Here is a 14,683-nt window from a genome sequence, read left to right on the forward strand (position 1 = left end):
CTATGCATGACAACCCCCTTGGTACGAGCCTGTCGCGCCGCGCCCTGTTGGCCGGCTCGCTGGGAGCTGGACTCGCCATGACAGCAGTTGACCGCTCCTTCGCATCACCGATCCCCACAGTTTCAGACTCCACGCTCAGCACGGCGGCGCTCACAGTGTTGGCGACGACCGATATCCACGGTCATGTCTTCGACTGGGATTACTTCGCTGACGCTGCCTTTCCGCCTTCGGATAAGGGGCGTTCCTCGGCTCCCTTGGGTGTGAGCCGCGTGGCCACGATCGCGAAACAGGTCCGCGCAGAGCAGGGCGCCGACTCCGTCGTCATGCTCGACAACGGCGACACCATCCAGGGCACCCCGCTGACGTACCTTTCAGCGAAGCAACCCGACAAGCTCGGTCACGATGAGGTCATGGCTCGCGCCTTCAACCTGGTGGGTTATGACGCTGCAAATATCGGCAATCACGAGTTCAATTACGGGATCGCAGAACTGTTCCGCTACCACAACGACCTCAAAGCCCCGCTGCTATGCGCCAACGTCATTGATGTCAAGACCGGCAAGCCCCTCACCCAGGGCAGCCTCATGCTGACCAAAAACGTTGCCGGTCACGAGGTGAAGGTTGGCATAGTCGCGGTCACTACCCCCGGCTCAATGGTGTGGGACAAGGCAAATCTGGTCGGCAAGGTCGATATCGCTGATCCAGTCAAGACCGCCGCTCGATACTCAGTACGTCTTCGCAAAGATGGTGCCGACGTCGTCGTCGTGCTCGTTCATGCCGGGCTCTCCGAAGTTCAGGCTGCCCCGGTTTACCACGGGCTGCCCGAGAATAACGCCACCGTGTTGGCAAAGTCCGTTCCCGAGGTTGACCTGGTTGTCATCGGTCACACCCATCAGGATGACCCCGTTGAGATTGTTGACGGCATCTCAGGGCACAAGGTCGTCATCACTCAGCCCGACTACTGGGCTCGTTCGGTATCTCACGTGACGATTCCGCTGAACTTCTCCGCCACCAAGGTCACGATCCGCCACGATCAGATCACGGTCAAACCGCGTTACACCCGCGATGTTAAGGAGGACACAGAGTTCGCCTCCGACTCCCAGCTACAGACCGACCACAAGGCCACCGTCAGGTACGTCAACTCAGTTGTTGCCACCTCGATGGCGACGCTGACAACTGAGCGTTCGATGGTCGAAGACACCCCGATCCTTGACTTCATCGGCAAGGTCGAGGCCGACACCGTTGCCAAGGCGATCAAGGGCGGCACATATGACGGCATCCCGGTCATTGCCCAGGTGTCACCGTTCTCCCGCACTGCAGCCTTCCCGAAAGGTGACGTCACGATCAAGGACATCGCCGGGCTGTACGTCTTTGACAACACGTTGGCCGGAATCCTGCTTACCGGTAAGCAGCTCGAGGACTACCTGGAGTACTCCGCGAAGTACTTCAAGCAGGCCAAGAAAGGGGCCGCCGTCAATCCGGCTCCGGCCAGCGAAGGCGGCGACACTCAGGCCGATTACCAGGGCAAGCCGGTATGGGATTACAACTATGATGCCGTTACTGGGGTCACGTACTCCATCGATATTTCCCGGCCGGTCGGCGCGCGCATCCTGGGCCTGTCGTGGCAGGGTAAGCCGGTCGCTCATGACCAGAGGTTCCTGCTGGCCATCAATAACTACCGCATGAGCGGTGGCGGCGGTTACCCGCACGTCGCCGAGGCTCCGGTCGTCTGGGACGAGATTCTCGAGATTCGCCAGCTACTCATCGATACTGCCATGGCAATGAAGACGATCAATCCAAAGGACTTTTTCGATCGCAACTGGTTCGTCACCACGACCGGCGAGACGTGGCCAGGCAGCGGCAAGCCAGGTGACGGCGGCATATCTGGTGGGCCCCAACCGGGATCTGGCTCTCCCAATCGTCCGACGACCCTGCCAGGCACTGGCGTCTGACTACGTGTGAACATTGTTAAACCTCGGCCCACCTCAAAGGTAGGCCGAGGCTCTTCTTGTCCGGGCAACGTGGAAGAGTGCGATCATGGCAGGTAAAGACCGCACGCCATCGATACTGGAAGGATGTAGCGCTGACTACCCAAATCGTCCCGTGGATTCCTAAGCATGGGTACCCGGCTCGGCTGGCCAACCGGAGTTGGCCGGCGAAAGTGCTGCGCCGTGCCAGCATCGTTGGCCTCATCTTTGCCCTGTTCGGCCTATGGACGGCTTTAACGCCCTCACTGGTTCCCCGGACGTGGTGGATGGTCGCGGTCAATGTGTGGTTATCAACACTCTTCGCATACGGGATCGGCGGATTCATTGGCCGAATCTCGCGATGGCTAGCAGAGATCACTCGGTTGCAGGTGTCAGTGTCGACCAGCGCCGTGCGAGGGATTCAACGTAGTTGGTATGCAATCCTCGCCCTCATATCGCTCGGAATGTTCATATGGTGCACCCGACAGCAGCGTTCTGTATCCGACGCTGTTGGGCTGCCGCGTAAGGTGTGGTTTGCGCAGACCGTCGGGGTAGTGACGGGCCTCATCTTCTTCGTCACAGCGGTATTACTTATGCGTTTCATCGCTCACGGCATCCGAACTCTGTATACCGGTGTGCACCGTTTCATCGCCCAGCCAGTTCTCGCCGTCGTTGTCGTTGCTTTAAGCGTGGCTTTACTGCTCTGGGCAACCAATAACGTCATCGTGAGAACGACTGCCAACGGCGTCGCCCATGTCATGGCACAGACGAATGCCCAAACAGCAGCCGGACGTACCCCGCCGACGTCTCCCCTAAAGTCTGGCTCCCCGGATTCCCTCCAGCCCTGGGACGGACTGGGCCGAGAAGGCAAAGACGTCGTCACCGACGGGCCGAGCGCCGCCATGATCAGCGATGTCATGGGGAAACCGGCAAAGGAGCCAATCCGGGTATATGCCGGGCTCAATACCCAACGTGATTACACGGCGGAGGCTCGTGGTGTGCTTGCTGAGCTCATTCGCACCGGAGCGTTTCACCGTAAGGTACTCGTCATTCAGAACGGCACGGGTTCTGGCTGGGTGGAGGAATGGTCAGTGTCTGCGGTCGAATATTTGACCCGCGGCGACTGCGCCACCGCCACCATGCAGTACTCGTACCTAGGCAGCGTCGGGGCCTTCCTCCTTGACCGCGAATCACCAAAGCAGGGAGCCCGGGCACTGTTCACCGTCATCTATAACTACTGGAAAACACTTGATCCGCAGACTCGTCCCAAGCTGTACACCAGCGGGGTATCTCTGGGGTCCTTCGGAGGGCAGGCTGCCTTTGCGTCGATCAATGACATGGTGTCGAAGGTCGATGGCGCTGTGTGGGTGGGCACGCCCGGTTTCACACCAATTTGGAAGGACCTCGAAAAGCATCGACGGGAAGGGTCTCCCGAAATCGTCCCAGTAATTGACAATGGCCGGGTCGTACGTTTCATAGGCAATCCGCGTGAAATCACTCATGATCACTGGGGAGCCCCCTACCCACCCTGGCGTTCACACACCCGCATTGCCTATGTCCAGCATCCTTCAGACCCGGTGACGTGGTGGTCCCCTGAGATGATTTGGGCTGAGCCCGACTGGATGCGCGAGAGAGCTGGCAACGACGTCAATCCCCACATTCTGTGGACGCCGTGGTCAAGTTTTTGGCAGGTAACCGCCGACATGACCCTAGCAACGACCCCACCAGGCGGCCACGGTCACAATTACCACAGCGAGTTCATCCCCGTCTGGGCTGCTGTGTTGGGGATTTCCTGTGACGACAACACCGTGGCCGCGGTCGCCAAGGCAATTCCTAAGACGTCAGCCCCTCGGTAAAGGCGGGGCTACCCGGATGTCCTTTGTTGCCTATTGGCGCCATAGAGCAATCTGTATTCACATGCGATGAGGGCCGTTCCCTTAAGGGAACGGCCCTCGTGAAAAGCTCAGATCACATCACTTGATGATCTTGGTGACTCGACCAGCACCGACGGTGCGGCCGCCCTCACGGATAGCGAACTTGAGCTGATCCTCCATGGCAACCGGGTGAATCAGGTGCACAGTCATGTCGGTGTTGTCGCCAGGCATGACCATCTCGGTGCCCTCGGGGAGCTCAACAGTGCCAGTCACGTCCGTGGTACGGAAGTAGAACTGGGGGCTGTAATGGGAGAAGAACGGCTTGTGGCGGCCACCCTCATCCTTCTTGAGGACGTAGACCTGGCCCTCGAAGTCGGTGTGGGGGGTGGTGGAACCAGGCTTGGAGAGGACCATGCCGCGAACGACGTCCTCCTTCTTGGTGCCACGGAGCAGAACGCCGACGTTCTCACCAGCGCGGCCCTCGTCGAGGATCTTACGGAACATCTCGACACCGGTAACGGTGGTCTTCTGGGTCTTCTCGTGGATACCGACGATCTCGACCTCTTCGCCAGTCTTGACGACACCACGCTCGACACGACCGGTGACAACGGTGCCACGGCCGGTGATGGTGAAGACGTCCTCGATCGGCATAAGGAAGGGCTTGTCGAGATCGCGCTCAGGCTGCGGGATGTACTCGTCCACGGCGTCCATGAGGTCGAGGATCGACTGGGTCCACTTCTCGTCACCCTGGAGGGCCTGGAAGGCGGAGATGCGAACGACAGGGCAGTTGTCGCCGTCGAACTCCTGCGAGGTCAGCAGCTCGCGGACCTCCATCTCGACAAGCTCAATGAGCTCCTCATCGTCAACCATGTCGCACTTGTTGAGGGCGACGACGATGGCGGGCACACCCACCTGACGAGCGAGCAGAACGTGCTCACGAGTCTGAGGCATCGGGCCGTCAGTAGCAGCAACCACGAGGATGGCGCCGTCCATCTGAGCAGCACCGGTGATCATGTTCTTGACGTAGTCAGCGTGCCCAGGGCAGTCGACGTGAGCGTAGTGACGCTTCTCGGTCTGGTACTCGATGTGGGCGATCGAGATGGTGATGCCGCGCTGACGCTCCTCGGGAGCCTTATCGATCTGGTCGAACGGCGACTCCTCATTCAGCTCCGGGTACTTGTCGTGCAGCACCTTGGAGATCGCCGCGGTGAGGGTCGTCTTGCCGTGGTCGATGTGTCCGATGGTGCCGATGTTGCAGTGCGGCTTGGTCCGCTCGAACTTGGCCTTTGCCACTGGGGCTCCTTCTGGAATGTCGCCCGCTTGTGCACGGGACGCGTCATGTGGATATTCCTGGGAGGTTCCCAGGAACGTTTCTGGACGGGCCCCCGACCAGAGGTCAGGGAACTTTTCTTATTATTCTGCACGTGCCCAGGGATAGTCAAACCAGGTCTTCCCCTTCTGCTGGCCGCAACACGCCAGCCGCCGCCACGACCGCACGCTGAATTCATGACCCGACACGCGACGTGGCAGCGAGCACACCCACCGCTAGGAGAAAGAGCGCTCATCGAAGATCGTTTTCTGTCCACTGGCCAGCGCCACTATGGTCAGGTGGGTATCCGCCCGGCGGCGGAGGCACCGGAGCGCCGGGGCGCGATGACCACTGCTGATTCTGAGCCGTTTGACCCTGCGCAGGGACCCGGTACTGCCCGTTCTGGGCAGCCTGCTGACGCGCAGCCTCAGCACGCTTCTTGTGCCATGCCCGAATAGCATCGCGCTTGATGTAAGCCAGTACAGCAACGGCGACAATGAGGACACCGATGACGACCGCGACAACGACAGGACCGGTCCGCAGGGTACTAACACGGGCGTTGAACACCGTGGATTCGCCAGGTGTCCACGTCTTTTCAGAGCTGCCATCGTCGAACGTGCCGTGATCGGTGATGATCCTGATTTCGCCCCTCGACATCCTGTCCAAGGGGGTGACCGCGATCATCCAGTGATTCTTGAACGTCGTCGGCTCTAGTTCGTTCTCTACGACCAGGGGAGAATCGCTTCCCGAGTACTTCTTGCTGAAGGCGAGGGGATCGTCGGCGCTCCCCCTGACCGTGTACTGGGTGGTGCCTTTGCCAGACTTTTGCTCGACCGACCAGTTCCTGTCTCCCCGGAGCAGTTTTTTGACCTCCTCCTTGTTGTCCCCCAGAGCGGCATTGTCGAAGGTCAAATTGGCCTCGTACGAGACCTCTGCCCCCGGGTTAAGATGCATCGTTGTGCTGGTCTTCTTGGTCTCCAGCGGCACGTCCAACGTCAAAGGCGCGTCGCCCCTGATGATCTGAGTGCTCGTCTGGCCCTCGTCCGATGGCGCAGAAGAGTCCTCATTCACCCACTGCGAAGGGTGGGTGACCACCGTCACCGGGTCCCCGGCGTCGCGGGAGCAGATAGCCGAGCAGGAGACCTGACCGGTCAAGGACAACGGAATCACGAATGACGCTGTTGTCCCACTGCTCGGGTCGCTCTGCTTCGCCTGTCCGGGAGCGATCTTCAAACTGCCAGACTTGTTGCCGAGAGCCTGAGCCACCCTCTTGTCGACCTCTTCCAAAGAACCGGCCTTGATGGTGACCTTCTTGCCCACTGGGTAGGTCGACGAGAGCTGTTGGCGCACATCCTCAGGCAGGTCGTCACTCTTCGCGTCGGCGGCCTCACCATTGCCGTCCTTGGTGGCCTGGTCGAGGAAGGCTTTGACCTTATTCTTTTTGTCAGCACCCCAGGCCTGCTCGGAGAAGTACCAGACGACGGCACCGACGTCCCTCATGCTCTTGAAGTTCAGCTGAACGACAACCTGGTCGAAACCGTTGTCAGCCACGTGCTCGACGTCCAGCGGCGTCTGCGAGGTGAAGTTCTTGCCTCCGATCGTCAACGTCATGTTGTTCTCGGAGTCGAGGACGTTCCCAACGTTGCCGGAATCAACGATTCCGTCCTGTTCCAAACCTTGCGGCAACCACTCAAGAAGATCCCGGGACGTGAAGTTCTCCTTTCCGACGACTCCGTTAACCAACGGGGTGTTGATGTTCTGGATGTCAGACGTCGGATCCTTGGAGCCGCCAATGATGGCGCGCACCTTAGTGAGGTAGTCCTGGGGACTGGAAAAGTCGAGCTGGAAGGAGGCAACCATCGACTTTCCCTGCATGTGCAAGCCGTTGTAAGTCAGCTGCGAGGGAACATGCTTCTTGATACTTGCGTCATAGACGCTCAACGGCTTGGCAAACACCTGCTTGGCTTGATCGGAATCGTCGTTGGTAAAGGTCACCGTCAAACCCCGGGAACCCGAACCATCGTCGTTGACCTTGAGAGTTGTACCTATGACGGCACCGCATCCCGATAACACGAAGGCCATCGCCACACACAGAGCCACGACACCACGCCGCATCGGCGCGCTAAGACGCCGTCTGCTCATCGTCGGACTCATGACGTGATCCCCCCGGCGACCGCGGCACAGAGCAACCAGAGCACGATAACCACTACCACGTAAAAGCCAGTCCCGATGACGTGCGGGACGAGCGGGGAACGGGAATATGGCGGGAATTCTCCGGTCTTGTTCACGCCAGTGTAGAGGAGTAACTCACCAAGGAACTGGCACATCGCGCCAAGCGCCCACAGCATCACGAGCCCTACCGGGACCAGTGCCCCGGAGGGCACAAACCACAGGAGGCTCACGACTGCGACGACGAAGGTGGAGGACAGGGTCGCGACCGAGTTGACGGTGTAGGCGACCTCCCAAGTCTGCCTGGACTGACGCCACGCGTATACCATCTTGATGAAGAGCGGACGTACCGCGAACACCACGGCGACAGCCAGGAACATGGTGAAGAACGCCTTCAACCACGAACTGAACTCGAATCCGGTGACGTTATAGGTCTGACTGGGGTCGTCCATACCGAACCGACCAAGGAAGCCGTGAGTAACACGGTTGGCCCCGTTGTCGATGGAGGACGTCACCCGCCACATCAAGTTGGCAAAGGCGAAACCGGCAAATCCAGCCTGGGCAAGACCAGTCCAGAGCCAGAACTTCCGGGAGGCCGTGGCCAGATCAAAGGCCTCTACGACATCACCTCTCCAGATCCGACGGAGAACTCCCCACGCGTCAGCGAACCAGTTACCAGATGGTTGTACCGCGAGCGCCCCCTGATAGGGCTGCTGCATCATCGGCGCTTGACCAGCGGCAGGCATGGTCGGCAGGGGCTGCGTGGTGGTGTACCCGCCTTGCTGCAGACTCGTCTGGTAAGGGCCCGGGTGCCCAGGGTTCGGCACCATGCCGGGTTGGACGCCGGAACGTTGGCCCGGAGCCTGCGTCGGGTAGGCAGGCACCGTACCAGGCTGGGGCACGCTCTGCTGCCCAGGCTGGACACCCGGATGACCTATCTGCTGGCCGGGCTGAGGGCCTGGGCCGTAGGGACCGGAATGTCCCTGGGCCTGCCACCCACTCGGCCAGCCTGGTCGAGGGCCATTGGGCTGATCAAAGCGGGGCCCTCCCTGAGGGCCCGCGAATCCCCCAGACTGGTGGAGCTGATTCGGGAGTGGCGGATTCGGCGGCATCGTCTGCGGCTGTCTCTGAGGCTCTCCGACCACGCTCGCCGAACCCGCAGCAGGCTGTCCGAAGCCCCCATCGGGACGCCCGGGCTGGTCTGCCGGACCAGTGCTGCGACCATCAGCGAGAATCTCCGGCCCCGAGGGTGGTTGCGGTGTCGGCGTCGGCGCTGGACGGATCACCGTCTGCGAAGGATCAATGGAATCGTAGGCGTTGTTGGATTGGTTACTGGTAGAAAGCTGATCGTGTTGTTCCTTGCCGTGACCGGATTCATCCGCCATGGAGGTCCCCTTAGTTCATGACAGGGGATTTGAATTCGTCAATCCCCGGTTCGCAATGTCAAATTCCGGCAAAAGTATAGCCCTATCTGAGACAGGTGATTACATGTGTATGCCTTGTTTGGGTTTTCATGAACGTTTTGGCCCGGCCCCAATTGGGGGGGCCGGGCCAATACGTTCATGAAAAGTGAGCTTACTTGCCTCCGTTAGCCTTGGCAATGATCTCGTCAGCAACGGACGACGGGCACTCGCCATAGGAATCAAACTCCATGGAGTATGAAGCCTGTCCGGAGGTCTTTGAGCGCAAGTCACCGACGTATCCAAACATCTCAGATAGCGGGACCAAAGCGCGCACGACCTTGTTTCCGTGCTCCTCAACCATCTCTTGGATCTGGCCGCGGCGGGAGTTGAGGTCGCCGATGACAGTACCGAGGTAATCCTCAGGGGTCGTGACCTCAACGGCCATCAACGGCTCGAGCAGACCCGGGTTAGCCTTGCGAGCGGCCTCTTTGAAAGCCATCGAGCCGGCGATCTTAAACGCCATCTCGGAGGAGTCGACCTCGTGGTAAGCACCATCGAGCAAGGTGACCTTGACATCCTCGACCGGGTAACCAGCGAGGACACCGAACTGCATGGACTCCTGAACACCGGCATCAACCGAGGGGATGTACTCCTTGGGGATGCGGCCACCGGTAACGGCATTGACGAACTCATAGCCGAATCCGGGCTCTTTCGGCTCGATCGCGATGATGACACGAGCGAACTGCCCGGAACCGCCGGTCTGCTTCTTGTGCGTGTACTCGTACTTCTCGACGGGCTTGCGCAGGGTTTCACGGTAGGCGACCTGTGGCTTGCCGATATTTGCCTCGACGTGGAACTCACGCTTCATACGGTCGATGAAGACGTCCAGGTGGAGCTCGCCCATACCGGCAACGATGGTCTGACCGGTTTCCTCGTCAGTGTGGACGCGGAAGGTCGGGTCTTCCTCGACGAGACGCTGGATGGCGTTCGAGAGCTTCTCCTGGTCCGCCTTCGACTTCGGCTCGATAGCCTGCTCGATCACGGGGGCCGGGAAGGTCATCGACTCGAGGATGATGGGGTTCGTCTGGTCACACAGAGTCTCGCCAGTGGTGGTGTCCTTGAGGCCCATGACCGCGCAGATCATACCGGCCCCAATGCTCTCGATCTCCTCGCGCTTATTGGCGTGCATCTGGTAGATCTTGCCGATGCGCTCCTTCTTGCCCTTGGTGGCGTTGAGCACCTGGTCGCCAGCATGGAGAACGCCAGAGTAGACGCGCACAAAGGTCAGCTTGCCCAAGTGCGGGTCAGAGGCAATCTTGAACGCCAGGATCGACAGCGGCTCATCATCACATGGGCGACGCTCAAGCTCGACGGACTCGTCACCGGGCTTGAAACCGGAGATGGCGGGAACGTCAGTCGGGGACGGCAGGTAATCGACGATGGCGTCGAGTAGCGGCTGCACACCCTTGTTCTTGAAGGAGGTACCACAGGTGACAGCGGTGAAGGCGGAAGCCAGCACACCGCGACGAATGGCGGCCTTGACCTGATCGACGGCCACGGCATCGGGGTCCTCGAGGTAGAGCTCCATGAACTCTTCGTCGTTCTCAGCGACGGTCTCGAGCATCTCAGCGCGGGCCGCCTCGGCCTCGTCCTTCATGTCTGCCGGAATATCCTCGGTCTCGTAGTGAGCACCGAGCTCAGTCTCGCCACGCCACGTCTTAGCATTCATCTCAACCAGGTCAACGATGCCCATGAACTGGTCCTCGGCACCGATCGGCAACTGCAGCAGGACCGGAATAGCGTGCAGACGCTCTTTAATGGTTTTGACGCAGTGGTCGAAAGAAGCGCCGGTGCGGTCCAGCTTATTGATGTAGCAGATGCGCGGCACGCCGTACTTAGCGGCCTGACGCCACACAGTCATCGACTGCGGCTCGACGCCCGCCACACCGTCGAATACGGCGACAGCACCGTCAAGAACACGCAGCGAACGCTCCACCTCGACGGTGAAGTCCACGTGTCCGGGGGTGTCAATGATGTTGATCTGGGTGTCATGCCAGAAGGTGGTGGTCGCGGCGGAGGTAATGGTAATGCCGCGCTCCTGCTCCTGCTCCATCCAGTCCATGGTGGCGGCGCCGTCGTGGACCTCGCCGATCTTGTAGGACTTGCCGGTGTAGTAAAGGATGCGCTCGGTCGTCGTCGTCTTGCCGGCATCGATGTGGGCCATGATGCCGATGTTGCGAACCTTGCTCAGGTCAGTTTTGGCCACTGTGTTTGACCTCGAATCTTGGAGTAAGTGGTCTTGGTATGATGCTCGACGCAGATGAACCTGCGGTGAACCGCAGGTTTTCTAGGCTGGACGTGATGGTGCCCCCTCCCCAGATGGGAAGGGGGCGAACGATCACCAGCGGTAGTGGGCGAAGGCGCGGTTGGCCTCGGCCATCTTGTGAGTATCCTCACGGCGCTTCACCGAAGCGCCCAAGCCGTTGGAGGCATCAAGGATCTCGTTCATGAGGCGCTCAGCCATGGTCTTCTCACGACGCTCGCGGGAGAAATTCACCAGCCACCGCATCGCCAGAGTGGTCTGGCGGGCAGGCTTGACCTCGACCGGCACCTGGTAGGTGGCACCGCCGACGCGGCGAGACTTGACCTCCAGCGAGGGCTTGATGTTGTCGAGCGCGCGCTTGAGGGTCTGCACCGGATCAGTGTTGTTCTTGGCCCGGCAGCCCTCTAGGGCGGTGTAGACGATGTTCTGGGCAACAGTCTTCTTGCCGTCGAGAAGGATCTTGCTCACAAGCTGGGAGACGAGAGGAGATCCATAGACGGGATCGACCATCACTGGGCGCTTCGGCGCGGGTCCCTTACGAGGCATGAATCACTTCTCCTTCTTGGCGCCGTAACGGCTACGGGCCTGCTTGCGGCCCTTAACACCCTGGGTGTCGAGGGAGCCGCGGACAATCTTGTAACGCACACCCGGGAGGTCCTTCACACGACCGCCACGCACAAGCACCATGGAGTGCTCCTGGAGGTTGTGTCCGACACCGGGAATATAGGCCGTGACCTCAATGCCCGACGAGAGGCGCACACGGGCAACCTTTCGCAGTGCCGAGTTCGGCTTCTTCGGCGTCGTGGTGTACACACGGGTGCACACGCCACGACGCTGCGGCGAGCCCTTGAGGGCAGGCGTCTTGTTCTTGCTGATCTTGTCAGTGCGGCCCTTGCGGACCAGCTGCTGGATTGTAGGCACCGGCTGGTATCTCTTTCCGTCTGGTGGGTTCGGAATTCCCTGGCTTCGCACTCCGCCATCGCTGCGTCGGGATCACCGCTGCCCTCGCTGCAGATTGGGAGTGCCGTGCGAACTCCGCACGGGCAGACCTTCTCGCAGCAACTCGAGCGGTCGTGAATCGCCGTGCCAGGGCACGCACAAGCGTCCGGACGAACCGGACATGCTTTAATAGAGTATCCCCCCTGCATTGCGGGGGTCAAACCTGGCAACGCTACGACAAAGCGCGCCAGGGAAACCCCGTAAGCACCGTCGGGTGAGAAACCTCTACCGGGATTTCTTAGGCGCCAGTCTGCGGAAGGGCCATCGGACGACCCGCGGGGGCACCCATGCCGCCCGCAGCAAGGAAGTTCCCCCGACCATTAGCCCAGCCAGGGAGCGTACCGTTAACCTGAATACTGCCCCTGGCATGGAGCGACGGGAAAACGATCGGCGGAATGCTCACCACACCACCCTCAATCTTGGGAAGAATAATGGGGCGTCCGCTGATATCGGGAAGGGTGATTGTGCCGCCTTTAATGTCAGGGAGGGTTATCGTCCCGCCCTTGATGGTCGGCAGGATGATCGGACCGGCACTGATATCGGGAAGATAGATGGTGCCACCGTGGATTTCCGGGGGCACGATGCCGTGGTGGTGAGGCGACCACGTAATCCCGCCTGATGGACGATTAGCCAGACGAGGATGTGCAGTTGCTCTGGACGTCGGCACCGGAATCGAGGCGCTCTGCGCTCTCGCATCTGGGGCCGTCACCGCGAAAGCTACCATTCCCAGGCACGCCGCAACCGCACCCGTCAGAACTGTTCGCTTCATACCGTCATCCCCTCGCAATACCAATGGTATCCGTATGCCTTCGAGTCTACGACATCAGACGGATGGGCAACAATTCGATGTTTGCCCTCAGGTGAAGAACCCCGCGTCCTGAGACGCGGGGTTTCACAGATAGGAAGAGTAATTCAAACTGTCAGACACCAGTATGAGGCAGAGTGCCTATCCCACCAGCGACGCGCGCAACACCCTGATCATTTCCATCGGTAACGACGGTGGTTGCCGTCGTAGTGGCAGCACCCGGAACCGGCTTGACGGTACGCTCACCGGAAGTCGGGGCCGGAGTCGGCTTCGGCGTAAACGGCTCGGGAGCTGTCTTCTCATCCACCCTCTTGACAAGCTGGCGAGCACTGACCACCGCAGATGGTTGGCCGGTCGGCACCGTCACTGACGGAAGAACGGTCGGCGCCGCAGACGATTGGCTACCGCTTCGGTCACCGACAACCCACGTGTACGTCACCGGCTCGGAAACAACGGCCTTGCCATCAGTCGCCGTGACCGGGACTCCCTTCAGCCGGACCTTCATGGTGTAGGTACCTGGCTTCTCAAACAACCAGTTAGTGTGGACATGGCCCGGTTTCTTCTGCGAGATGGACTCTCCCGAGGCCAGCACCCATGAACCGGACACCAGCGGGGAACACAGCTTACCGATACCCTGCAGGAACATGTACACCTTCCCTGGCCCCTTCACATCGACGAACTCGAGGTCAACAGCCCCGAAATCAGGTGTGACACCATAGGTGTCCCAGCCTGGGAACAGTACCTCTTGTTGATTGTCGCCATTTTGGGCTAGAAGGTACCCCTCAGGCCCAAAGCGGTCGTGCATGCTCTGGGGTAGTTTCCGGTAGGCATTCTTACCGATGCGCAGTGTCACCGCCTCAGGTTTCCGGTAGATGGCCTTGCCGCTGTGGTCATCCTTGATGACCATCGTTAGCTTGCGGTTGCGAGCGATACCAGTAAACACGTCAAGATGGCCTTGGGCGATCTCGACCTTGGTGTCGTCAATCTTCGGCGCTGCCGCGTCGTGGGGTGCACCGGACGGCTCCTCCAACGGATCATGCGACGGCCCAGCGGAAGGCTCACCCGAGTCGTCAGAAGGATCAGGGCGCTTGTCGTCGTCAGACTTCAGGACATCCCACGACATGGTGAACGGCTGGGAGGAGACCTTGTCCCCGTCGGTCTTGGCGCCGACAACAACACCGCTCATGGTGTATTTTCCGGCATGAGTGAAGAACCAGTGGGCATGCTGATGACCCTTGATCGGCAGTGAGGCTCCTTTGACCACCTGATATGTGTCATCAGCGAGGAAGGTGCCGAGTTTGGCGTTCTCGTCTGCCTCGGGTGAATTGCCGAGGAGGTACATCTTGCCTGGACCCGTAATCGCGGTGAAGTCGACGCGCAACGCGTCGAATCCATTCTTTGTGAAGCCCGGAGCATTCCAGCCAGGTTCAAACCATTCGGCAGTATTCTCGCTGCCAGTAGCCCTCAAAAGGTGACTCACTCAGCCCTGTGAGCTTGTACCGCTTGCCGTAGGTGTCCGACTGAATCTGGAATTCGACATCGTTTGGGTCGTACATTCGCGAGTGGAGCCCATTGGCAACCTTGACGACGGGGACACCGGTATCAGTGGTGATGTAGAAGGCGTCCGTGTGATTTTTACTCAAGACCACCTTGGCGTCCCTGGCCCATGACATCGGCGCGAACACCGACGCAACCAGAGTCATGAGGACGGCCAACGCCACCGGCCTTCGTAGGTTCTTCCTGATCTGCATATCACTTCTTTCCAATGAGACGGGTGGCTCATAGAGGACAGCCCAGGATCACCTGCGCATATCTCTGAGAGAGAACCACCATCATG

At 59.9% G+C, this 14,683-nt stretch carries 11 protein-coding genes; 2 read left to right on the top strand and 9 right to left on the bottom strand.

Going from position 1 to position 14,683, the window contains the following annotated elements; genetic code table 11:
• Positions 1 to 2 precede the first annotated feature (2 nt).
• Positions 3 to 1,949 (top strand): bifunctional UDP-sugar hydrolase/5'-nucleotidase, encoded by a 1,947-nt coding sequence (locus tag LRP59_RS09670; RefSeq protein ID WP_002514876.1) that lies wholly within the window; start codon positions 3 to 5, stop codon positions 1,947 to 1,949.
• A gap of 77 nt (positions 1,950 to 2,026) precedes the next feature.
• Positions 2,027 to 3,820, top strand: a complete 1,794-nt coding sequence (locus LRP59_RS09675) for an alpha/beta-hydrolase family protein (RefSeq protein WP_002514877.1) — start codon at positions 2,027 to 2,029, stop codon at positions 3,818 to 3,820.
• Positions 3,821 to 3,937: 117 nt separating this feature from the next.
• Here the strand turns inward: LRP59_RS09675 and tuf are convergent, their stop codons facing one another.
• The 9 genes from tuf to LRP59_RS12160 all read right to left on the bottom strand — a co-directional run bounded on the left by tuf (position 3,938) and on the right by LRP59_RS12160 (position 14,597).
• Positions 3,938 to 5,131 carry an elongation factor Tu gene (gene tuf / locus LRP59_RS09680; RefSeq protein ID WP_002514878.1) on the bottom strand — a complete coding sequence of 398 codons (1,194 nt, stop codon included), beginning with the start codon at positions 5,129 to 5,131 and terminating at the stop codon, positions 3,938 to 3,940.
• A 268-nt stretch (positions 5,132 to 5,399) separates the two neighbouring features.
• Positions 5,400 to 7,262, bottom strand: a complete 1,863-nt coding sequence (locus LRP59_RS09685; RefSeq protein WP_252236862.1) for a hypothetical protein — start codon at positions 7,260 to 7,262, stop codon at positions 5,400 to 5,402.
• Between the two features lie 35 nt (positions 7,263 to 7,297).
• Positions 7,298 to 8,254 (bottom strand): hypothetical protein, encoded by a 957-nt coding sequence (locus LRP59_RS09690; protein WP_032499791.1) that lies wholly within the window; start codon positions 8,252 to 8,254, stop codon positions 7,298 to 7,300.
• A 637-nt stretch (positions 8,255 to 8,891) separates the two neighbouring features.
• On the bottom strand, positions 8,892 to 10,985 hold the full coding sequence (fusA, locus tag LRP59_RS09695; protein ID WP_002514882.1) for an elongation factor G: 2,094 nt from the start codon (positions 10,983 to 10,985) through the stop codon (positions 8,892 to 8,894).
• Positions 10,986 to 11,117: 132 nt separating this feature from the next.
• Positions 11,118 to 11,588, bottom strand: a complete 471-nt coding sequence (rpsG, locus tag LRP59_RS09700) for a 30S ribosomal protein S7 (RefSeq protein ID WP_002514883.1) — start codon at positions 11,586 to 11,588, stop codon at positions 11,118 to 11,120.
• A gap of 3 nt (positions 11,589 to 11,591) precedes the next feature.
• Positions 11,592 to 11,963 (bottom strand): 30S ribosomal protein S12, encoded by a 372-nt coding sequence (gene rpsL, locus LRP59_RS09705; protein ID WP_002514884.1) that lies wholly within the window; start codon positions 11,961 to 11,963, stop codon positions 11,592 to 11,594.
• 316 nt (positions 11,964 to 12,279) lie between these two features.
• Positions 12,280 to 12,810, bottom strand: coding sequence for a hypothetical protein (locus tag LRP59_RS09710; RefSeq protein ID WP_002514885.1), 531 nt, complete (start codon positions 12,808 to 12,810; stop codon positions 12,280 to 12,282).
• A 151-nt stretch (positions 12,811 to 12,961) separates the two neighbouring features.
• Positions 12,962 to 14,227, bottom strand: coding sequence for a choice-of-anchor M domain-containing protein (locus LRP59_RS09715; RefSeq protein WP_187361754.1), 1,266 nt, complete (start codon positions 14,225 to 14,227; stop codon positions 12,962 to 12,964).
• A gap of 46 nt (positions 14,228 to 14,273) precedes the next feature.
• Positions 14,274 to 14,597, bottom strand: coding sequence for a hypothetical protein (locus LRP59_RS12160; protein ID WP_002522000.1), 324 nt, complete (start codon positions 14,595 to 14,597; stop codon positions 14,274 to 14,276).
• Positions 14,598 to 14,683 lie beyond the last annotated feature (86 nt).

The organism is Cutibacterium sp. 37298 (genome assembly GCF_023838685.1).
Taxonomy (GTDB): domain Bacteria; phylum Actinomycetota; class Actinomycetes; order Propionibacteriales; family Propionibacteriaceae; genus Cutibacterium; species Cutibacterium acnes.

Bases quoted from the DNA above. Each gene is read 5' to 3' on its own strand.
- LRP59_RS12160 (WP_002522000.1), bottom strand. From the start codon at position 14,597: ATGCAGATCAGGAAGAACCTACGAAGGCCGGTGGCGTTGGCCGTCCTC.
- rpsG (WP_002514883.1), bottom strand. From the start codon at position 11,588: ATGCCTCGTAAGGGACCCGCGCCGAAGCGCCCAGTGATGGTCGATCCC.
- LRP59_RS09710 (WP_002514885.1), bottom strand. From the start codon at position 12,810: ATGAAGCGAACAGTTCTGACGGGTGCGGTTGCGGCGTGCCTGGGAATG.
- LRP59_RS09685 (WP_252236862.1), bottom strand. From the start codon at position 7,262: ATGCGGCGTGGTGTCGTGGCTCTGTGTGTGGCGATGGCCTTCGTGTTA.
- LRP59_RS09670 (WP_002514876.1), top strand. From the start codon at position 3: ATGCATGACAACCCCCTTGGTACGAGCCTGTCGCGCCGCGCCCTGTTG.